This is a genomic window from Arthrobacter sp. efr-133-R2A-63 (genome assembly GCF_030209795.1).
Lineage (GTDB): Bacteria > Actinomycetota > Actinomycetes > Actinomycetales > Micrococcaceae > Arthrobacter > Arthrobacter bambusae_A.
This window is the reverse complement of sequence record NZ_JARVRG010000026.1, coordinates 13253-32859: the sequence shown is the minus strand read 5'-3', so window position 1 is coordinate 32859 and position 19607 is coordinate 13253. Positions and strand designations below refer to the sequence as shown.

The following is a 19607-nucleotide window of genomic DNA, read 5'->3' as shown; positions in this document are numbered from 1 at the left end:
TGGGGTTGAATAGTCCCGTGTCTGCTGACTTCTCGCTCCGTCCCGCTTTGCCCTCCGACGCCGGCTGGATCGCGGAACTGCGCGCCGTCGTCATGCGACCCGATCTGGAGCGGCTTGGCCGTTGGGATCCCGTGCGGGTCCGGGAGCGCTTCTTGAACACGTTCCAGCCGGAACACACCTTCCTCGTTGCCGTCGAAGAGCAGGTTGCCGGTGTCATCGCAGTGCGCCAAGAACCCGATGCTCTGTGGATCGAACACTTCTACCTCACTCCGGAGTTCCAGGGGCAAGGACTTGGAGCCGGAGTGCTGCGTCGGATCATGGGCGAGCCCAAGGACCACCGGCCGTTCCGGCTCAACGTGCTCCAGGGCAGTCCGGCCCGACGCCTCTACGAACGCCACGGCTTTGTCCTGGAAACCGAGGATCCGGTGGACGTTTTCATGGTCGCGGGCTGACTGAGCCTGTCAGTCGTGAAGGACCACTTGGTAGAGGTTGTGGTCTTGCCATTTTCCGGCGATCAGCAGGTATCGCGGTGCCATGCCAATGTGCTGGAACCCGGCCTTGAGCAGCACCCGCTGCGAGGCAGCGTTGTGGAGCAGGGTGCTTGCCTCGATGCGGTGCAGTCCGAGTTCGTCGCGGGCCATGTCGACTATTGCGTGGACCGCTGCGGACGCCAGGCCACGGCCCGCGTAGTCGCCGTCCACCCAGTAGCCCAGCCCCGCGCTCTGGAAAGGACCGCGGACGACTCCTGCCATGTTGAACCGGCCGACGAGTCTATCGCCGTCGAACAGGCCGAGCGGATGCCCTTCCCCGGCTTCATGCGCGACGAGTCGCTTGGCAATGTCGGCCGCCTGCCATTTTTCGGTGTAATACTCCTCGGGCCGCATTGGCTCCCAAGGCGAAAGGTAGGCCCGGTTGCGCACATATGCGGCTGCGAGCGCTGCCGCATCACTGACGCGCAACACGCGCATGCTGACGCTCTCACTAAGTTGGCGCGGTTCAATCATCGGTCAACATTAGACCAGATCGCAGCCGTCAATAAGTGCTTTGTTGCTCGGCAAACCGGGCTATCACAGCCGCATCCGCTTTATGGAACGTTCGCCAGTCCGAGCGAACATCGACCCACCGCGCGGGTTGGCCAGCCTCGGGCAGGAGCTCCGTCGCGGGATCGGCGATCGTCCAGTAGGACAAGTTCAGCGTCGGTGTGATGCCGCGGCCTCACTGCGTCCGGCATCGTGCGGCGTAGCATGCGGGTATGTGCATCGCGAGGGTTCTTCGGATCGCGGCTGCAGCCTGTGCGCTGGCGGCGGCCTCTGCCTGCACGCCAGCTATCCCGCGTGCCTGTGCGGGGCCGGCCGCGGGTGCGCCGGAAGTCGAGCTTGACGCAGGGCCCTGGCTGCGTGTCCACCCGGGCACGACCCTCGAACTCTGCCTTGCGGCGAATTGCGAACTACTCTCGCCTAGCCGGGAACTCACCACTGTCCAGGCTCCGCCCGAAGACCATGAGGGCGCCTACAGCCTTACGCTCAAGAGCGCAGGCGCACTGGTGATCCAAGAGCGCGTCGAACTCGCCGACCAAACCGTCGTTGGCCCTTGCGGGACCAGCCAGGCCATAACCATCAGGCGATTGACCCTCGGACCCGATGGCCGGCTCGTCGACACCCCTCAGCGGCAGGGCCCGCACGCCACAGCGAGCAACTCCCCCTCCCCGTGAGCTGCCGTTCAGACTCACCGCCGAATGGGCAAATACCAGCGACCAATCAGGACGCATCGCGGCGAAACTCGGGTTCACCGAGTCGGTTCGATTCTCAGAGATCACTCGACGCTATGAGAGCCTGATCGTGTAGCGGCCGACTTCTCCTCGGTCTGTCGTGACAATTCGGTTCAGAACGCCTCCGCAAAGTTCAATAGTCTTCACCGAGGGAACGTTGTCCACGAAGCAGGCCAGCACCACTCGATCCATGTTGCGGGCCTTCGCCAAGTACAGCATCTCCCGAAGCGCTGCAGCGGCGAGGCCACGCCCTCTGGCAGACGGCCGGAGTCCATAGCCCACATGTCCGAGGGCTTCCGCACCCTGTGTGGGTTCGTGGCGGAGAGCGATTCCCCCGAGGACTTCGCCGTCCTCGACGATCCACCGAAAGGTGCAGCCGTCGTCGCAGTTCGACGCTTCCTTGGCCAAAAGCCGATCGACGAACACTCGGAATCCTTCCAACGATCGGACGTCGTCGGCCTCCACCAAACCGAAACCATCTTCACGGAGACCGTCGCCCCATTCTTTGTGCGCCTCCATCCACGCCGCGTGCAGGGCAACCGAGGGCCGGACGAGCAAAGACATAGTCCAACGCTACAGTCGACGCGCGGCGGGGCGCAGTGGGCGATCGACCGGCGTGATGCCTTCGCGGTGGAGGACTGATTGAAGGGCACCAGCGGTGACATTTAGCGCCGGAAGTCCCCAGCCGAATTCGCCGCGCTTGCCCCCCGAGACTGTTGGCTCTGACGAGGTGGATGCTGACGAGCTCAGCTATTGACTCCAACTGCCATTACATTACACACTAATCCGTATCGAAAGAGGCCTCTGATCGGTAAGGCTCAAGCGAATCATTACTCCGTAAGGGCCAACTCTGGCCGGTAGAAGAATGGGGAATGTCATGAATGTTAACCGTCTGCTGGCAGGGGGTGCCCTGGTCGGTGTGTTGACGATCGGTGCAGCAGCTCCTGCACTCGCAGGAACGATCACCAACGTCGGTGGCGGCACCTGGAATTACGGGACCGCGTTCCAACCACCATGGTTCAAGAACGTCTGGTCTCACTACGTTCACCCAAGCGCGTACCATTCCGCTACGGCTATTGGCGGCCCTAACAATGTCAAGGTCTATGCCAATGCCAATAGCTGGGCCAACGCTGATACCCAGTGCGGCGCTGGCGAGAATGCCGCTCAATATTGGGCGACCTACTGAGTAGCAGCCGTCCCCGATGCGCTGATGCCGTCACAGCGGGTGTCGGTCGGCGGGTCCCTTTTGGGCCCGCCGACTTGTTTGTTTGTGGGCGGCGAACGGAAATGTCGAAGAGTTGAAGGTGTGGTCGGCCGATGAAACATGTCCTGCTGGGACTGGTGATCGTAGTATGCGCGGCAACGTTCGGTGTGAGCGTCGTGAACGGAATCAATGAAGAACGCACGGCCGTGGCGCGCGCGGCAGCTGATGCCGGACAGGCGTTTTCAGTCCCGGGCGATGCGGCGGATCCTGATGCAGTGCTGTCCACGTTGAGAAGCGCAGCCGCAGCCACTCGCAGCAACGTTTTCAGGACGGTGGTTGGGGTGGATGAAAACGACCGTGCGTTCGTGACTCAGTACGTGCTTTTGACCCGGCCGGATACTCGCGTCTTCGACGGGACCGCCCTCTCATCGGGGAGATTCCTTACCGTCCAAGAGTCACAGGAAGGCGACGCTTCGGTCGCGTCACCGGACACCAGCCCGAACACGGTTGGTGTTCTGCGTGTCCTGGGGGCCGGAGAGCGTTTCTCATTCCGTCCACTACGGACAGCGTTCGACACGATGCCTGCGCCGGGAACCTACTATGCCGAGTGTGGGCCCGCCGGGTGCGCGGCCTTTGTGGACGCAGTAGCTGCCGCGCTCACTACTCACATTGCCGGACGGTCCTTCGAGGCCACGGATTTGAGCGCACCGAATCAGCAATTGATTGTCCCGACAAACGTCCCGCCGGTCTACTTGCAACTCGCGGTTTTCGTCGGGCTTCTCCTCACTGCGGTGCTTGCTGTATATCGACAGTTATATGAGGCAAAGAGAGCTGGCGCGATGCGCTTGCTTGGCTACGGTGCGACTAGGGTGTGGTGGACGATCACAGGGCGGCCAGTGATCGTCGTCGGCACTGCTTCCGGCGTCGCTCTCGTTTCCATCTCGGCCCTTCTGCCTGGCGCGGACAGCGGATTCGTTGCAGTTGTGGTCTTCGACCAGATAATTGCCGTGGGCTTGCTCATTGCGGCCAGCTTGCTGACCATACCGTACGTGGCAAGGATGCGAGTCTCGGACGCGTTGAAGAACCGACGTGACACCAGAGCTTTGTTTGGTGCAGGAATCGCGCTGTCCGTTGTGACTTCGTCGGCCCTTGTAGTGGTCGCTGCGGGCGCCTGGTCCAACGTGGATGCGATCAACAATGAACGCGAATCGCTGCAACATTGGACCTCGACAACCGGGTATGGTGTTTTCGTTCCGGTGAGCAACGGCAACGATGCAGTGGACCTGCAGACCGGCCAGCCCGGTTCATCCATCGTTCAAGCCACCGACCTCTACGACGCACTCACCGCCCGCGGGGCCCTCTATGTGTACGCCGGCGCATTCTCAAAGACAGCGCTCCAGCAAAGTCAACAGGCCGGCCAGTACCGATCAATGCAAGTAAATCCTGCCTACCTCCACACATACCCGATCCGTGACGCAAACGGCCGGCCGGTCACGGTCGATGAGAGTGAATCGTCGTGGATATTGCTCGTGCCCGAGCAATTCCGCTCCCAGGAACGAGAGATCACCGCATATTTCCGGGCCCAACGCGATAGCGCATTCTCCGCCGAGAAGACGATCTTCCACCGCGACAAGAGCATCGCTGCGCAAGATCACCGCGTGCGGATCATCTGGACGGACAACCGCCAGCGAATTTTCACATTCAACCCCGACGTCGCCACCTCCTCCGGCGGCTCGGTGGAGGACCCCATCGTTGAAGTGATCACCCGGGCCAACAGCCTGGGGGTGGACCGGCTCAACGCCGTCACGGGTGACGCCAGCGCCGGACTGAAGGTCCCGCTGGTAGAAGGGAGCTCCCAGGCCACGATCACAGCCCTCCGGCCCCTGCTCAAAAGGCTGAGCTTGGACGACAACCTGCGTCACCTGGTAACCATCAACGAATATCAGCTCGCCAAGATCGGCCACCTCCAGGAGAGCCTCCGCAACACCACGATCGTGCTGGCCGCTCTGGTGGTATTGCTCATCATTGTCACCGCGCAGACATTGACGATCGCGTTCGAGCGGTTCGCGCGCAGGATCGTCGTCCGCGGCCTGTTCGGCCTGTCAACATGGAGGCGCTACCGCGAGTTCATCAAGCTTGGAGCAATTGTGTGGGCTGTCCAGGCCGTGCTCGGTTCCGGGCTGGTATTGGCCGGTTTCCGGCCGTTCTCCTTTGCCGACACCGGGCCGCTCTCCACGCTCACCGCGGCTGTTGCCGTCAGCGCCGTTCAGGGCCTGGTCGCTGTAGGAGTCCTGTGGCTCACAGAACGGCGGCGCACTCCCAACATCCTGAAAGGGGAACTCTAATGTCCGACGTCGTATGCGAATTCCTGAATGTCCATAAAGGTTTCCGGGGCCATGAAATCATCTCGGACCTGAGCTTGAAGGTGCACTCAGGCGAGATCGTCGCTATTACAGGTCCAAGCGGAAGCGGGAAGACAACCGTCCTTAACATGCTTGGCCTGCTTGATCGGCCTGACAGGGGCGAGATCAAGTTATTCGGCCGCCGCGCCCCTCACCCGGGTAGCCGCAGCGCACGCTTGCACCTGAGGCTGCGCCTTGGATATCTCTTTCAGAACTACGCCCTGATCGACAACGCGACCGTGACCGAAAACCTCAAGATCGCACAAACCTACACCCCGGGAACGCGCAAGGAAAAAAGCGATTCCCGGGCAAGCGCGATGGAACGGGTAGGCCTCGACCTTGACCCGAATCGCAAAGTCTACGAACTCTCAGGCGGAGAACAACAACGTCTCGCCATTGCCCGCCTCATCCTCAAACCGTGCCAGATGATCCTTGCCGACGAACCAACAGGCTCCCTCGACAATGCCAACCGCGACCATGTCCTGACCCTCACCAGAACCCTGGCCGAGGCCGGCAAAGCCGTGATCGTCGTGACGCATGACGACTCAGTATCCGGACGAAGCGATCGACACATCACCCTCGGCGCCGCAAAGAGAAGCCCAGCCGTGTCAAGCCAACAGTGCGATCGGTCGTGATCAGCTGCTAGTGGGGTTCCGTCACTCCACGACCGTCGATTGGAGATAGCCCACTACAAAATGTGCGGTTTGCCGGGCGAGACGGTCATCGGCGGACACCGCCACGGGCAGCAAGGTGCGAGCCAGGATAGGGCCAACAAGTAGGTCGCACACCATATCGACGTCGACGCTCCGGTCGGCCAACTCCCCACGTTCGACTGCCGCAGCTATCACTCTCGCGACGTTCGCGCGACGCGGGCCGACGAAATCGTCACGGTACCTGTCGCGCACCCTCGGGTCCGTGCGAACAGATTCCAGAAGTCCAGGCAGGTTGTTTCGGACAAGCGGAGAAGCGAACATGGCGATATCCTCACGCTGAAGCTTCAGGAGATCTCCGTATAGTGAACCGGTGTCGACCTGCATGCCGGTTCCGAAACGGGCCTCAATGACCTCGAAGGCGAGATGGGCGATGCTGGGGTACCGGCGGTAGAACGTAGGCCTTGTCGTGCCCACCTCCGTGACGAGCCCGTCAATGGAGAGTCCCGAGAAACCCTCGGTTACCATGATCCGCTCAGCGGCCTGGATCAGGGCTTCCGTAATGCCCGGGACGAAAGGGCGCCCTGTTTGATTATTCGTCACTACGTAACCTTATCAAGCGCCCTCGGCACACAGCCGGGAAAATGCTTCTAAAAATACAGATAGGTCTGTAACGTAGCAGCATGATTGGGGTTTCGATCGAGGAGGCTCTTGGGCCGGCAAACGGCCGCTACTTCGCTGCGGGTTACCGCCGGGTGTCACACCTGGTGGAAGCCTCCGGCCGCAGGAGACCAGGGCACCCACTCGAAGCCGTAGGTTCGGTTGTGTATCCGCAGGACTGGTCGACTAACCCCGACGGTGGTGTCCGCGTCGCACACCTGAGTTCCGTCGACGCAATCGTTCTTCCCTTGGTGCTCCTTGAACAATCGGACCCGGTCGACTTCCCAGGGGTGCTGGGAAACTGCTGGGTTCAGTGTGTTGACTTGAGATCCGGCAGCGTGCCATGGCTTGAACTGGACCGGGTGCCGCTTGCAGTCGAAATCGACGTTTACGGGCATACACTTGTGGTCGCTGCGGTGGTCGGAAACATCCGCGCCCGGCTGACCCTGTCCACGCAAAATGCAACCGGCGACGCGCGAAGAGAAACAGAGTGGCCGCCGCCCGCTGGCAGCACGGTATATGGCGGGCTCTATAGGAACACAGTTTCGCGAACACTGCTCACCGCGTACAAAGCAACCCAGCAAACTCTTAGCGCAGAACACGAGTTTTCCGGCCCGGCCTCAGACGCGCGGACACCGGGAGGGCTGGAGTCCGTCTTCTGGCCCGCACTGACGGCCGTCGATTACTTGGTCACCATGGGACAGCTCACTCAGGTTGCAATCTACGAGTCAGCGCAGACAGGCAGATCAGGCGCGGGCAATCTATGGATGCGCACCATGCAGCTCAGACTCCCTTCTCCCCCGACACGTGTGCCCGCATCTCTTCACACATCTACACGTCTCGTTCGCGACCGCACCGTCGCCGGAACCGGCCGGCAGCTCCACGATGTTCGAGTCGACTCAAAGGCGTCATCCGGTGTAACGGCACGGGCAGCATTGGCCTACGAAGAAGCCCGGCAACCATGAGCAAGGACTCTTATGGCTATCCGGGTGCACCCGCAAGCGCCGGCTCCTTCGGGCAGGATGCATCATCGAGCGGATCCATTCTCCAGGCCGCCGCCGAAATGCTTGCCGCTGAACCTTACACCACCGTCACTCTTGAGCGGATCGCAGCGATCGTTCACGTGCCCATCGAGAATCTCGAAATGTGGTTCCCCACGATGCACGCGCTGGGAGCGGCTGTCCTGGATTACGAACGTGAATGCATGCAACGAACTCAACGGGAAGCAGACCAACGAACCAGCGATCCTATCGAACGTCTGCTTTACGTCTTTCGTTCCATCGGCGCCGACCTGGCCAACGATGTTGTCGTCAGGGCTGGAGTCCGCCTGGCGGATGAGTCCCGGCAACACTTTCCCGAACGACGGCTCGATCCGTTCGCCGTCTGGCGTGACTCCGTGTTCAGACAACTCGATGAAGCCAAGGACATGGGGCTGCTTCATGACAGGGTCAATCTCGACGAGACCGTCTGGCTCATCGTCGCTGCGGGCATGGGAACGAAGGACCTCTTGGCGTCCCGCAAACGCCTGGACTGAGGCACCCGCGAGGCTTGAGGCCATACTCAAGACGATCCTTATGCTTGTCCGACGCGAAACCTCAGTTGAACTCCGTGATGCGTGATCCGATCCGCGCCGAACGCATTCCGAAATACAGCATGCACCCCATTTGGGCGCAACATGGCTGAGCATCCGCAGCATGTCGCCGTGGTCACCGGCGCCACCGGAGGCATCGGCACTGCAATCGTCCATCGGCTCGTCGTCGGCGGCGCGGTAGTCATCGCTCACTACGCGAGCAACTCCGACCGGGCATCGAAACTTCAACGCGAAGTTGGGGAACTCGGCGGCACATGCTCGATGGTGCAAGCTGACTTACGAACCGAGGAAGGAGTGGGTCAACTTGTGGATTCAGTCGACGATCTCCTCCGTTCGCAACCGACACATGCTCTACATGCCCTCGTCAACAACGCCGCGAAACTCCTCGGTCCGTCGTTCTCCGACGCGACGCCGGCTCAGTTCGACGAGTACTTTGCACTCAACGTGAAGGCCCCATTCTTCCTAACACAGCGGCTCGTCACCCGGATGCACCCAGGTGGCAGCATCGTGAACGTATCCTCTGCAGGCGCACACTTCTCAAGTCCTGGCGACATCGTCTATGCCATGAGCAAGGCCGCGATCGAGTCCCTCACAATGAACGCGGCAGAATGGCTCGCAACACGCGCGATCCGGATCAACACCGTGATCCCCGGGTTTACCGACAACGGGCATAGCGCGTTCCGTATCGACGAGGTCCGCGAATACCTGTCCACCTTCGCCGTGCTCGGCGGGATCAGTGACCCCGAGACCGTTGCCGAGGCTGTCGCGTTCCTACTCTCCGCTCACGCTTCCCGGACCACGGGCGCCACCCTTGACGTCAGCGGGGGAAGCACGCTGGGAGCCCGCCCGGCACCACATCTCAGCCTGCGTGCAATGGCCGCAAACCGCAGCATAGACCAACCAGGAACCGGCGGGAACCAAGGCGCTGAACGCTCGGATGAAGACAGCATCGTGTACGAACAGGACGCAGGACGTGCCCTGACCATCTGGCCCGCTAGACCTGCCCCACACCAAGGTTCTCCGGATCCTCAATAGCCTCACGGAGAGCCGGGATACTGGCGACAGCCATGCCGATCGTTCCAATGACCGCGATGAACGATGTCGCGTCGTGTCGTGGAAGGTGACGCCAATCGGGGGGGGTGATCGCGGACACCCGGAGGTAAAACCCTACCCAGGACTGCCAGAAGTGTGATCAGGGCGGTTTTGGTCACCATCGGCTCGAGGACTCTCAGCTCGTCCGGAGGGGCGGCAGCCCACAGTAGTCTCGCCGATACTGCCGAACAGGAGGCCACCATGATTCCAAGACCTCTTAGGCGAGTCCGGTAGTGACGGGCAATCAGCTGCGAGTTCTTCGGTCGACGGAAGAAGAAAGAGGTCGGGTGATGGCGCAAGCGTGGGCCTGGCCGTCGGGAGCTGCTGTCCCATATGACAATCGGCTTACGGGCGCCGTAAGGCATGCGAATCTCGGTCTCGAGGTTTCGGTAGTGCCGCCCATTCCAGTAGGGAGCGGGCTGTGCAAGACTTCCGGCATGAACGATCCACGAAGCCGCCTCCTTCCCCTCCTCCGCCAAGGTGAGCGATTGTTGTGGGTGGGACAACCGGATCCGCGGGTTCGCTTCACTTCGGCTGACGCCTTCCTTGTGCCGTTCAGTGTCCTCTGGGGAGGGTTTGCGGTCCTTTGGGAGGTTGCGGCCATTACGACAGTCAGGCAGCCCCTTTTGTCATCTGGGGCATTCCCTTTGTTCTGGTGGGCCTCTACTTCATTTTCGGGCGTTTCATCTTCAAAAAGCGGCGGAAGAGAGCAACGATCTACGGCCTGACCAATTCGCGTGCCATCGTCTGCACGGGGGACAGGTCAGTAGCCGATTCCCCAGTCATCGCGATGCCCACAAAGGTGGACCGGGCCAGGGACGGGCGGCATGTAAGCGTGACGTTCGGATACCAAGGCCTTATGGGCCTTTTGGGCATGTACCAGAATACGGGGCTCGATTTTTTCAGCCTCGGCATGGGACAGGCGGTCGCCTTCTACGACGTAGATGACATCGACGGGCTAAATAGGGCCTTGGACCAGGCTCAGGTCGGATGAGTGCCAGTCGCCCCCGCACGGGAAGGTCGTAATGAAGAAGTGGGTCCGGGGGCACCCGTATCTGACCTTGGCGTTCGGTTACGTTCTGGTCTTCGTCTTGGTAGCCTCTGCTTGGCTGGTCTTTGATGCAGGCGACCCTGCAACCGTCCTGTTCAGGACTTTCACGAACACCTTGGTCTACTGGCTTTTCGCACTGTTCAACGTACGAAATGTACGTAAGACCAAGCAGCGCCTCGACCAAAACGGCCAGTTCAGGGCTTTTATCCGCTACCCGGACTCCCGTCCAGATTCGCTCAGCGGTATCTGGAACCAAGGCATTGCAACGCCCGGCGCGGGATCCATCCGGTTCCAGCCCGCAGTCTACGGCAACCTGGAGCCATCCGGACGGCCGACGGAGTTGAAAGTGCAGGAAGTCCTTCCGGAGCGCCGGAAAGTCGCCGGCAAGGAGCGCAAATATATGCCGGTATACGGGTACCAATCCGTGACCTTACTGACAGACGAGGGCAACGTGGACCTCGCCGCAAGACCGGAGTCGCTGGACAGGCTAGCAACGGCTGTACTGTCAGGTCGTGGAGAATCCGCAAGTCCAGGGTCTTCGCCCTGAAAATGATTCCGTCAAGCTCCTTGCCGGAAGCCCCGGCAAGTGGAGGTAGCCGTGCATCTTATGTGGTGCAGCCGGGCTCGAGTTGCGCCGGTGGGGTGCCCGGTAAGGGATCCCTCACCGGACGCTGCGGATTGGGCCGTCTAATCAGGGGAGCACCCGAGGCTATCGCGCCGCCGCATCCGCCGAGTTCTCTGAATCGGCTGACCGGACGTTGCGGACTACCAGAGCAGGTCGAGGGCGAGCACGTCGATGCCATGCCTGCCGGCCAGCCAATCGTCAATAACACTGCCGAGGTCGGCTTCGTGCCCTGCAAGGCCAAGTCGTATCGCATCCTCTGAAGTGGAGGAGATGTGTTCGTGTCCGTCATCGGGTGCGCCGTGCGAACACTTCGAGCACATCAGCCGGATTCCAGACCAATCGTCGAGCCCCAGCCCCCGCTGTCCGAGGAGCTCCGACAGCGCCTGGATATCCTCATCGGTCGCACCCACTATCTGCGCCTGCCATGTAGGAACACCGGAATCTTCAAGACGTCCCAGCTCGTCGAAGACCGAAACCTCCTGTCCATCGAGCCTCCGGGTCCCTTTGGGTTCCCCGTCGTGAAGCACCGTATCTCGGAAACGATGGCCGGACTCCGGCAGGGGAACGCTCGCGATGATTGCATGGGCCGGACTCCGGCGCCAGCACCAAACCACCTCAGTCTCCCCAACCGAAAACAGGACCTGGTGAGGGAGGCTGGCCTGGTCGGGGTTCAGCCGGATGGGAGCCATGCCGCAATCGACGTCGATGGGCCCGGACTCGATTTGAAATCTATGCAGACCGTAGGCGGCCCACGCATCCCTGGCTTTGGACCAATCACGCAACGCTGTTGATGCGATGCCCATGTTCCAGGCAGCAGGATTGGCGCCGTTGAACTCCTCGGCATCTTTCGATGTAAAGAGTCTCAGTGCCTGCGCGTTGCGGTCCAGGCTTTCCGGCCAGTTGCCAAGGGCTTTGGACAGCAGACCGGCCTGAAACCAGCTGTAATAGGACTCAGGTGTCAGCTCCAGCAGCTCGGAGGCCAGAACTGTCGCAAGGCTGGAGTCCCCCGCCTCATCCGCGGCTTTCCACTCTGACCACACCTCGTGCGGCGTCCGCTTCTTCCTAAACCCCGCCCAAGTTCTTCCCACCATCTGAACAGTAGCAACATGCACCTCCCTGCTCGACAGCCACGCGGAGCACGAAACCACAGGACCCGTGTTCAAAACCATCCCCCTGCTGGCCACGGCACCGAACTCGGTGACGTCCGTAAGCCGGTCCTCCGCCGGACAGCTCGCCACCTTCACGCCTGAGCTTCGAGAAAACCGATGTGCAGGCACTCTCTGATTCCCGTGTGACCCGCCCGATTAAATGCCCGGTGAAGGTGCCCTAAACGCTACACGCCACGTCATCTCGTAACCGCAGAGACACGAGCCCGGCTCGCCGCCTCCACCAAGGCCACGGCTTTGCCTTGGAACCCCGGATCAGGTGGACGTTCTCATCAGGTCTTCCGGTTCTTTGATGAATCCGTTCTAGAGCCACTGTTCCCACACTGTTAATTTGAGCCGCACTAGTCCGTCATGGTTGTATCCGCCGTTCCCCACCGGCCCCCTCGCCTCACAAGTTCGGCCAGGAAACCGTGCCGGCGTGGGCCCAGAGCGCCGTTTTGGACGCTCAAAACGGCGTCTACGAAGCAATCGATGGAAGTTCAAAGCTTCACCGATTCAAAACGCCTCCGAACGCACCGGCGTCGCCAGCCCCAGGTTCTCTCGGAGGGTCGAGCCGGCGTACTCCGTGGGATACACACCGCGTTCCTGAAGCTCGGGCACAAGATGGTTCACGATGTCATCCAGGCCCGTGGGGATGAGCCAGGGCGAGATGTTGAAACCGTCCACGGCACCCACCCGGGCGTATTCGGCCAGGGTGTCGGCCACCGCTGCGTAGGATCCGGTGAACGTCGCGTCCACCCTTGACGTCCGGGAGCTCACGAACTGCCGGATGGACAGGCCCTTCTCCTTGGCCTCGGCGCGCCACTGCTCGGCGAGCTGCAGGGCCCTGGCACCGTGGAAACCACTGCCCCGGGTCTCGGAGGTCTCCTCTACCACCGGATCGATCTCCGGCAGCGGACCATCGGGATCGTAGGCGGACAACTCCCGGCCCCAGAACTGTTCCAGGTACGCAACTGCCTGCTGCGGCCCGATCTGCAGGCTGCGGACCCATTCCTTCTTTTCGCGCGCTTCCTCGTCGGTCGCCGCGAGGATGAACTCGCTGGCGGGCATGATCTGGACGTCGTTGGCACCCCGCCCGGCCGCCAGGGAGCGCGAGACGATATCGGCGCGGAACTCCACGGCATCGTCGAACTTCGGGTGCGCCGAGAAGATGACATCCGCCTGGCGGGCGGCGAAGTCACGGCCCTCGGGAGAGTCGCCGGCTTGGAACAACACCGGCCTGTACTGGGCGCTGCGCGGCAACCGGGGCGTGACGTCCACGGAATAGTGCTGCCCCGAGTGGTGCACACTCCGGACATGCGATGGAACCGCCCAGGAATCCGCGGAAACGGACGAGGAAACCGCCCCGTCCTCCCACGAATCCCAAATCCTCTTGGCGGTCTCCACGAAGGCTTCGGCATGGACATAGCGATCGGCATGGTCCAGGTAGCCGCCCCGCCGGAAGTTGGCCCCGGTCCACGCGTTATCTGTGGTGACGATGTTCCAGGCTGCCCGCCCGCCGGAGAGCAAGTCGAGCGAGGCGAGCCGGTGAGCGAGGTCGGCGGGATCGTTATACGTGGTGTTCTGCGTTGCCACGAGCCCGATGTTCGACGTCACCGACACGAGCGCCGCGAGCGCCGTCTGCGCGTCCGGCCTGCCCGCGACATCCAAAGCATGCGGACGGCCGAGGTGTTCACGCAAGCGCAGGCCTTCGCCCAGGAAGAAGGCAGCGAACAGCCCACGCTCGGCGGTCTGGGCGATCCTCCGGAATGACTCAAAGTCAGTCTGCGAACCGGATTCGGGCGCCTTCCAGATGGTGCCGGAGTTGACGCCCTGGAAGAAGATCCCGAACTGGATTGTCCCGCTCGGCTGGAATTTAGCACGGTTGTGCTGTGTCATGTTCTCTCCTCAGTTTTCCGAGCCAACGCTCGCGTACCGGTTCAGCGGCCGTTCAAGACCCAGCAATTCCCGGAACGTGCCGCCCTGGGCAACAGGCTTAAGCGCCCCGCGGCGCCGAAGCTCGGGCAGCACCAACTGCGCCAGCTCCTCGAGCTCTACGTCCAGGACAGCGGGATGCAGCCGCACGCCGTCGGCCACCACAAGCAGCTCCGCCAGGAAATCAACGAGCTCCGCGGCCGTGCCGACGAAGCGCGCTCGGGAACTGGACCACGGAGTAAAGGCGTCCAATTCGGCGAGCCGCCCGGAGGCGCTTTGCCCGCGCGCGTCAAGGACGACGTCGAGCTCCGCCACTACAGCGGCGCCTCCCGCACGGGTCGCGCCGCCCCCAACAACGGCGCCGCCCCCAGCAATAGCCCGACGCACCTCCGCAACCTCCGCCACGAGCAGTGAAGGCGTCGGAGCGGACACCAGCACCACATCGGCGTCCGAAGGAAGCAAGCCGGCCTGCGCAACCACGGGCAACTGCCCCTGCAGCGGGCGCGGAATGATGGAGGGCCCCTTCACGGAATACCCGGGCCCCGCGAAATCGGCTGGCGTCTCGAAGTCGACGTAGTGGAGTTGGTCGACGTCGAGGTACCGCCCGGTGGCCACGTCCCGGATCACGGCGCCGTCCTCCCAGGAATCCCAGAGCCGCCGGCTCACTTCCACGGACGCCGCAGCCTCCTGCGCCAAGGCGGCCCCTTCAGCAAAAGAGCGCCCGACGGCGGCTGCCTCCTCCGCGGAGCCACTCGCCGCGACGAGCCAACCGGCACGTCCGCCCGAGACATAGTCAAGGCTCGCCAGCTGCGTCGAAACGTGGAAGGGCTCGGTGTAAACCGTGTCGACTTCAGGGACCAGCACAATCGAACTTGTCACCGGCCCGGCGAAGGCGGCCCGCTGCAAGGCGTTCAGGCGGCCGGCAACGTCACGTCCGGAACTCACCGGCCCATCGGCGAACGTCGCCACATGGAACCCCGCCGACTCCGCCGCCAAGACTGTGCTCCGAATCCGCGCACCGTTCAGCAACCCATCCGGTACATGCCGGGCTTTGCGCCAGGCGGCTGGGTGGGCGCCGTCGCCGTCGAGCTCCAGAGCCAAAAAGCCAGACTGGGTGTTGCCGCTCATTGCTGTTCCCGCCTTTCGTATGGAATCTGTTCGCCGGCTTCGATGGCCACGGCCAGCCGGTTCTCTGCAGGCGGCAACGGGCACGTGGCAAGGTCCGTGTAGGCGCACGGCAGGTTGACCGCACGGTTGAAATCGAGCACCACGGATCCGTCCCCATCCGGGACAACCGTGAGCGAGCGATTGGCCGCATAAGTGGTCTTGCCCGAGGTCGCATCCGTGAACAACACCGAGAGCGTGCCCGGAGCATGTCCATTGAAGGCCGTCAGCACCAGGTCCTGGCCCGCGAGCGTGAAATGGAGCTCGCCCGGTGCTTCGTAGACGTGCTGGATGCCCTCAACGGCGGCGCCTACCGTGGTGGGACGTGGAGACTCGAACGGCACGAACGTACCGTTCACGGCGAACGAAGCATCGGGCGCGTATGCCGGTGTGCCGCGGTATTCATTGAGCAGCGGGTTCCCGGGGTGCCGCGGCCGGACGATGTACTCGCCGCCGCGCTTGGCAAGCTCGACGACGGCGTCCCCCGACTTGAGGGTGAGGCCGTCGCGTTCGGCGATCGGGCCGAAAGTGACGGTGGCCCCTGCGGCGTCGGGGTTGAGTTCGTGGCCGTCCCGAAGCAGGCTTTCGCCTACCCCCAAAACCACGGTGACGACGTCGTTCTCAACACTCCAGATGCCGGGCACCCCGTCCAGTGGAGCCGCGCCGCCAGGCCGATGCGAATGCCCAAGCCAATGCAGGTGGGTGACGGCGAGGAATCCGTGCGGATCGGCGCGGTGGCGCTCATGCGCGGCGTGCCATTCCTGCCACGCGGCGGTGAAGGCCGCGGTGGTGGGGACAGCCGTTTCAGTGGGCGTAGACAATTTCACTCCTGTGGTTGGTGTAGTCTGCGGTGACGGTTCCCGCGGCGTCAGGCGACGTGGCTCCGGCGAACTCCGGACGACCGCCGTAGGGATCCGTCGGCTCCCACAAGGTGGTGGGCGCGGCTGCGCGGACCACCGGGCTGCCCACCAGCGCGAGGCCCGTCGTCGGGGACGAAGAGATGAACTCACCGGCATGCCGCTCCCCTACCGCGAAACTGTCGAAACCCAGTTCCTCGGCCCGGCGCGCAGTCTCCACCACTTGGTTGAGCCGCTCCGCCGTCGAAACGATTTCCCCCGTCACCGGGTTCTGCAGGTGCGGAATGATGTCGAGTACCTGGAACTTCACTGTGTTTTCCCTGTCTGGGCACTCCCGAAGTTGGCCTCGGTCACGGTCTTTGATTCCGGCAGCGCTTCTTCGCTCAGGCCCCAGCGCGCCAGGACCTTGCCGTAGGAACCGTCCTTGATGGCCGAATTCAAGGCATCCGTGATGGCCGGAGCCAGGCCGTTGCCTTTGAGGGTGGTAGCCGCGACGAGGGTCTCGGAGGGCCAGCCGGCATTGACTTTGCCCACCACTTTCAGGTCGTTCCGGGTGTTCTCGCGGTACGAGACGGACGGGTAGGGTGCGATGTTCAAGTCTGTCCGGCCGGAGGACAGCGCCAGGATGGTGTCGGCGTCGGAAGAGTAGTACTGGAGGGTTGCCGGGGCCTTGCCGCGGGATTCGAGGTCCTTGTTCCAGGCCAAGAGGATCTTCTCCTGGTTGGTGCCCGAGCCCACCGAGACCTTCAGCCCGGAGATATCATCCGCGCCCTTGATGTTGTACGTGGACGACTTCTTGGCTTCGAATCCCATGTACGCGGCGCGGTAGGTGGAGAAGTCGAACAGTTTCACCCGGTCCTTGTTGATGCCGACGTTCGAGAACACAGCTTCGAAATCACCCGACTGCGTCTTGAGCGGCCAGTTCTCCCAGGAGGTTACCTGCACGTCCAGCGCGAGGCCCAGCTTGTCGGCCACGAGCTGCGCGATATCCACCTCGACGCCGATCGGGGTCTTGTCATCCGTGGCGTGGAAGGACAGCGGGATGGATCCGGCGGTGGTGGCAACGGTCAGTTTGCCGTCCTTGCCGATCGCGGCGGGAACCGCGGCTGCCGCGGTGGGGTCCTTCTGTGCCCGGATGCGGTTCTGCTCGGGCGAGGTGTTGTAGACGACGCCGTTGCGGGCCGCACTCGCGGATGGGCTGGCCGCGGCAGCGGACGCGCCAGGGTCGGAGCAGCCGGCGAGCGCCGGGAGCACGACGGCGGGCAGCACCGCTAGCGCGAGAAGCCTGGTTCTGATGCGTGGCATTTTCAAAGATTCCTCAGATGTTGAAAGCTGGTTCGATGACTTTGGAGAAGAAGCTCCGCGTCCGGGGTTCATGGGGATTCGCGAAGATCTCCCGGGGACTGCCCTGCTCCACGATCTGCCCTTCGTCCATGAAGACCACGGTGTCCGCAACGTCCCGGGCGAAGCCCATTTCGTGCGTGACGATGATCAACGTGGTACCCGAGGTGGCGAGTTCGCGGATGACATCGAGGACCTCGTTGACGAGCTCCGGATCCAGCGCCGAAGTGGGTTCGTCGAAGAGCAGGATCTTGGGGTCAAGGGCCAGCGCCCGTGCGATGGCAACCCGCTGTTGCTGGCCGCCGGACAACTGCCGCGGATAGGCATCGGCCCGGTCCTTGAGTCCCACCCGGTCCAGGAGTTCCAGTGCACGCTTGCGCGATCCGGCCTTGTTCCGGTGGAGCGCGACGACGGGTGCTTCGGTCACGTTTTCCAACGCGGTGAGGTGCGGGAACAGGTTGAAGTTCTGGAACACCATGCCGATGTCGGTGCGCTGCTTGAGGATGTCCTTTTCACGCAGTTCGTGCAGCTTGTTCCCACGGAGCTGGTAGCCCACCAATTGGCCGTCGATGGTGATGTACCCGCCGTCCACCTTTTCCAAGTGGTTGATGGTGCGTAGCAGGGTCGATTTCCCTGAGCCTGAGGGTCCCACGATCACGGCGACGCCGCCTGGCGGAACCGTCAGGGAAACACCCTTGAGGACTTCGGTGCCCCCAAAAGACTTGCGGACGTTGGTGATTTCCACGTGGCCGCGGGTTGCAGCGGCGGCGGCCGCCGCCGTCGTCGGGCTTTCGGCGGTACTCATCGGGCGTCCTTCGCTCGGTTAAAATTCACGGCTGGGTGGGTGGAAAAGAACTTCCTCGCCTTCTGCAACGGAGTGAGCGGCAGGTTGCGAACGGCGCCCTTCGAGTAGTGCCGCTCGATGTAGTACTGGAAGATGCTCAGGACCGAGGTAATGGCCACGTACCAGAGGGTCGCCACGAGAAGCAGCGGAAGTACCTGCTGGGTGCGGTTGTAGATGACCTGCACGGTGTAGAACAGCTCGGAATAGGCCAGGACGTAGACGATCGAGGTGCCCTTGACCAGGCCGATGATCTCATTGAAGGCCGTCGGCAGGATGGCCCGCATGGCCTGCGGCAACACGATCCTGGTGGAGCGTCGCCAGGCCGGAATGCCCAGGGCCGCGGCTGCCTCGAGCTGGCCTTGGTCCACCGAGAGGATGCCGCCGCGGATGATCTCCGCCGAGTACGCCGCCTGGTTGAGGGTCAGGCCCAGGACGGCGGCTGCGAATTGGCTGATGAGCGTGGTGGTCTGGACCTCGAAGAATCGGATATCCGTGAAGGGGATGCCCAAGCTGATCTTCTCGTAGAGATAACCGAAGTTGTACCAAAGCAGCATCTGCACCAACAATGGCGTGGAACGGAAGATCCACGAGAACGTCCAGGACACTGAGAGCAGCAGCGGCGATGCCGAGAGCCTCATGAGCGCCAGGATGAAGCCGAGGACAAAGCCGAGCGCGCCGGAGATGGCCGTCAGCTTGAGTGTCTCCACCAGGCCGTTCACCACTGACTGCGCGGTGAACCATTGCGCCACCACGCCCCACTCCCAGCGCGGGTTCGTCGCGAGGGACCAGGCCACCGCCACGACGCCTAGCGCCACCACAACGGTGCCTACCCAGCGCCATGGATGCCGGGCCGGGACCAGTTTGTAGCCGGAGTAGCCGGCTGCGGGCCGGGCGACGGCACCCTGGGCCGCGGCACCCTGGGCCGCGGTCGCCGTCGGGCTTTCCTCGACGGCGCTGTGTTCCAAAAAGGTGCTGGCCGGCGCCGGTTCCGGTGCAGATTGCTGTGCGGACTGCGCCACTGTGGTTGCTGCTGAACTCATGCGCCACCTCGCTTCGTATCGCTTGTTTGATCGGATGGCTGCCAACCTAGGGGCATTCTCGAAGCGGCTGCAAGGCGGATTTTTGCACTTCTTCATCGGGCTTCATGGCGCTTCGCGCCGCTTCATACGGAGCCATATGAGTCCGTTCTTTGCGCTTGTTGACCCACCGTGACGTGCAGTGAACGGCCGTTACCAGCGCCTCGACCAAGGGCCCGCCACGTCCCTAGGCTCGGGTAGC

General features: G+C 62.7%; 20 protein-coding genes and 1 pseudogene. 10 read left to right on the top strand and 11 right to left on the bottom strand.

From position 1 onward, the window contains the following. Window positions 1-17: 17 nt before the first annotated feature. Window positions 18-452, top strand: a complete 435-nt coding sequence (locus QRN45_RS14675) for a GNAT family N-acetyltransferase (RefSeq protein WP_284763825.1) — start codon at window positions 18-20, stop codon at window positions 450-452. Between the two features lie 9 nt (window positions 453-461). Here the strand turns inward: QRN45_RS14675 and QRN45_RS14670 are convergent, their stop codons facing one another. Beyond that, window positions 462-1004, bottom strand: a complete 543-nt coding sequence (locus QRN45_RS14670; RefSeq protein WP_284763824.1) for a GNAT family N-acetyltransferase — start codon at window positions 1002-1004, stop codon at window positions 462-464. Between the two features lie 248 nt (window positions 1005-1252). Here QRN45_RS14670 and QRN45_RS14665 point away from each other — a divergent pair, with 248 nt between their 5' ends. Continuing rightward, entirely contained in the window at window positions 1253-1711 is a 459-nt protein-coding gene (locus QRN45_RS14665) for a hypothetical protein (protein WP_241709373.1), read from the top strand. Between the two features lie 111 nt (window positions 1712-1822). Here the strand turns inward: QRN45_RS14665 and QRN45_RS14660 are convergent, their stop codons facing one another. Next, window positions 1823-2332, bottom strand: coding sequence for a GNAT family N-acetyltransferase (locus QRN45_RS14660; protein ID WP_241709372.1), 510 nt, complete (start codon window positions 2330-2332; stop codon window positions 1823-1825). 313 nt (window positions 2333-2645) lie between these two features. On the opposite strand from QRN45_RS14660, the gene QRN45_RS14655 reads away from it, so the two are divergent. From QRN45_RS14655 to QRN45_RS14645, 3 genes are all read left to right on the top strand, one after another. Next, window positions 2646-2954: a lactococcin 972 family bacteriocin gene (locus tag QRN45_RS14655; RefSeq protein WP_241709371.1), complete on the top strand. Its 309-nt coding sequence runs from the start codon at window positions 2646-2648 to the stop codon at window positions 2952-2954. A gap of 131 nt (window positions 2955-3085) precedes the next feature. Then, window positions 3086-5317, top strand: coding sequence for a bacteriocin-associated integral membrane family protein (locus QRN45_RS14650; protein ID WP_264637056.1), 2232 nt, complete (start codon window positions 3086-3088; stop codon window positions 5315-5317). Then, a complete protein-coding gene (locus QRN45_RS14645) occupies window positions 5317-6009 on the top strand; it encodes an ABC transporter ATP-binding protein (RefSeq protein WP_241710704.1) in 693 nt (230 codons plus the stop codon). The genes QRN45_RS14650 and QRN45_RS14645 overlap by 1 nt, the downstream gene beginning before the upstream one ends. A gap of 21 nt (window positions 6010-6030) precedes the next feature. On the opposite strand, the gene QRN45_RS14640 is transcribed toward QRN45_RS14645, so the two are convergent. After that, the gene (locus QRN45_RS14640) at window positions 6031-6627 is read right to left on the bottom strand and encodes a TetR-like C-terminal domain-containing protein (protein WP_241710705.1); all 597 of its coding nucleotides are present in this window, start codon (window positions 6625-6627) and stop codon (window positions 6031-6033) included. Between the two features lie 80 nt (window positions 6628-6707). Between QRN45_RS14640 and QRN45_RS14635 the strand changes: the two genes are divergently transcribed. The 5 genes from QRN45_RS14635 to QRN45_RS14615 all read left to right on the top strand — a co-directional run bounded on the left by QRN45_RS14635 (window position 6708) and on the right by QRN45_RS14615 (window position 10965). After that, window positions 6708-7649, top strand: coding sequence for an AvrD family protein (locus QRN45_RS14635; protein ID WP_284763823.1), 942 nt, complete (start codon window positions 6708-6710; stop codon window positions 7647-7649). Then, window positions 7646-8218, top strand: coding sequence for a TetR/AcrR family transcriptional regulator (locus tag QRN45_RS14630; RefSeq protein WP_284763822.1), 573 nt, complete (start codon window positions 7646-7648; stop codon window positions 8216-8218). Before QRN45_RS14635 ends, QRN45_RS14630 begins: the two co-directional genes overlap by 4 nt. Window positions 8219-8359: 141 nt before the next feature. Then, the gene (locus QRN45_RS14625; protein ID WP_241710707.1) at window positions 8360-9310 is read left to right on the top strand and encodes an SDR family NAD(P)-dependent oxidoreductase; all 951 of its coding nucleotides are present in this window, start codon (window positions 8360-8362) and stop codon (window positions 9308-9310) included. 712 nt (window positions 9311-10022) lie between these two features. Further along, entirely contained in the window at window positions 10023-10361 is a 339-nt protein-coding gene (locus QRN45_RS14620; protein WP_241710708.1) for a hypothetical protein, read from the top strand. Window positions 10362-10392: 31 nt separating this feature from the next. Beyond that, window positions 10393-10965 (top strand): hypothetical protein, encoded by a 573-nt coding sequence (locus QRN45_RS14615; protein WP_241710709.1) that lies wholly within the window; start codon window positions 10393-10395, stop codon window positions 10963-10965. Window positions 10966-11183: 218 nt separating this feature from the next. On the opposite strand, the gene QRN45_RS14610 is transcribed toward QRN45_RS14615, so the two are convergent. From QRN45_RS14610 to QRN45_RS14575, 8 genes and pseudogenes are all read right to left on the bottom strand, one after another. Further along, window positions 11184-12134: a tetratricopeptide repeat protein gene (locus QRN45_RS14610; RefSeq protein WP_241710710.1), complete on the bottom strand. Its 951-nt coding sequence runs from the start codon at window positions 12132-12134 to the stop codon at window positions 11184-11186. 570 nt (window positions 12135-12704) lie between these two features. Then, a complete protein-coding gene (locus tag QRN45_RS14605; protein WP_284763821.1) occupies window positions 12705-14087 on the bottom strand; it encodes an NtaA/DmoA family FMN-dependent monooxygenase in 1383 nt (460 codons plus the stop codon). Between the two features lie 9 nt (window positions 14088-14096). Next, window positions 14097-15251 (bottom strand): LLM class flavin-dependent oxidoreductase, encoded by a 1155-nt coding sequence (locus tag QRN45_RS14600; RefSeq protein WP_241710712.1) that lies wholly within the window; start codon window positions 15249-15251, stop codon window positions 14097-14099. Then, on the bottom strand, window positions 15248-16108 hold the full coding sequence (locus tag QRN45_RS14595; RefSeq protein ID WP_284763820.1) for a DUF1684 domain-containing protein: 861 nt from the start codon (window positions 16106-16108) through the stop codon (window positions 15248-15250). Before QRN45_RS14595 ends, QRN45_RS14600 begins: the two co-directional genes overlap by 4 nt. A gap of 150 nt (window positions 16109-16258) precedes the next feature. Further along, window positions 16259-16454 (bottom strand): annotated as a pseudogene (locus QRN45_RS14590) (LLM class flavin-dependent oxidoreductase); the annotation flags it as partial. Next, window positions 16451-17449 carry an ABC transporter substrate-binding protein gene (locus tag QRN45_RS14585; RefSeq protein WP_241710714.1) on the bottom strand — a complete coding sequence of 333 codons (999 nt, stop codon included), beginning with the start codon at window positions 17447-17449 and terminating at the stop codon, window positions 16451-16453. The pseudogene QRN45_RS14590 and the gene QRN45_RS14585, both read right to left, overlap by 4 nt. Before the next feature lie 13 nt (window positions 17450-17462). Continuing rightward, on the bottom strand, window positions 17463-18290 hold the full coding sequence (locus QRN45_RS14580) for an amino acid ABC transporter ATP-binding protein (RefSeq protein ID WP_284763819.1): 828 nt from the start codon (window positions 18288-18290) through the stop codon (window positions 17463-17465). After that, entirely contained in the window at window positions 18287-19369 is a 1083-nt protein-coding gene (locus QRN45_RS14575; protein ID WP_284763818.1) for an amino acid ABC transporter permease, read from the bottom strand. The genes QRN45_RS14580 and QRN45_RS14575 overlap by 4 nt, the downstream gene beginning before the upstream one ends. Window positions 19370-19607: the final 238 nt, after the last annotated feature.

Coding starts and splice junctions, on each gene's coding strand:
- QRN45_RS14600 (WP_241710712.1), bottom strand. CDS start 15,251: ATGAGCGGCAACACCCAGTCTGGCTTTTTGGCTCTGGAGCTCGACGGC.
- QRN45_RS14575 (WP_284763818.1), bottom strand. CDS start 19,369: ATGAGTTCAGCAGCAACCACAGTGGCGCAGTCCGCACAGCAATCTGCA.
- QRN45_RS14655 (WP_241709371.1), top strand. CDS start 2,646: ATGAATGTTAACCGTCTGCTGGCAGGGGGTGCCCTGGTCGGTGTGTTG.
- QRN45_RS14615 (WP_241710709.1), top strand. CDS start 10,393: ATGAAGAAGTGGGTCCGGGGGCACCCGTATCTGACCTTGGCGTTCGGT.
- QRN45_RS14605 (WP_284763821.1), bottom strand. CDS start 14,087: ATGACACAGCACAACCGTGCTAAATTCCAGCCGAGCGGGACAATCCAG.
- QRN45_RS14585 (WP_241710714.1), bottom strand. CDS start 17,449: ATGCCACGCATCAGAACCAGGCTTCTCGCGCTAGCGGTGCTGCCCGCC.
- QRN45_RS14645 (WP_241710704.1), top strand. CDS start 5,317: ATGTCCGACGTCGTATGCGAATTCCTGAATGTCCATAAAGGTTTCCGG.
- QRN45_RS14670 (WP_284763824.1), bottom strand. CDS start 1,004: ATGATTGAACCGCGCCAACTTAGTGAGAGCGTCAGCATGCGCGTGTTG.
- QRN45_RS14630 (WP_284763822.1), top strand. CDS start 7,646: ATGAGCAAGGACTCTTATGGCTATCCGGGTGCACCCGCAAGCGCCGGC.
- QRN45_RS14650 (WP_264637056.1), top strand. CDS start 3,086: ATGAAACATGTCCTGCTGGGACTGGTGATCGTAGTATGCGCGGCAACG.
- QRN45_RS14660 (WP_241709372.1), bottom strand. CDS start 2,332: ATGTCTTTGCTCGTCCGGCCCTCGGTTGCCCTGCACGCGGCGTGGATG.
- QRN45_RS14610 (WP_241710710.1), bottom strand. CDS start 12,134: ATGGTGGGAAGAACTTGGGCGGGGTTTAGGAAGAAGCGGACGCCGCAC.
- QRN45_RS14665 (WP_241709373.1), top strand. CDS start 1,253: ATGTGCATCGCGAGGGTTCTTCGGATCGCGGCTGCAGCCTGTGCGCTG.
- QRN45_RS14580 (WP_284763819.1), bottom strand. CDS start 18,290: ATGAGTACCGCCGAAAGCCCGACGACGGCGGCGGCCGCCGCCGCTGCA.
- QRN45_RS14625 (WP_241710707.1), top strand. CDS start 8,360: ATGGCTGAGCATCCGCAGCATGTCGCCGTGGTCACCGGCGCCACCGGA.
- QRN45_RS14635 (WP_284763823.1), top strand. CDS start 6,708: ATGATTGGGGTTTCGATCGAGGAGGCTCTTGGGCCGGCAAACGGCCGC.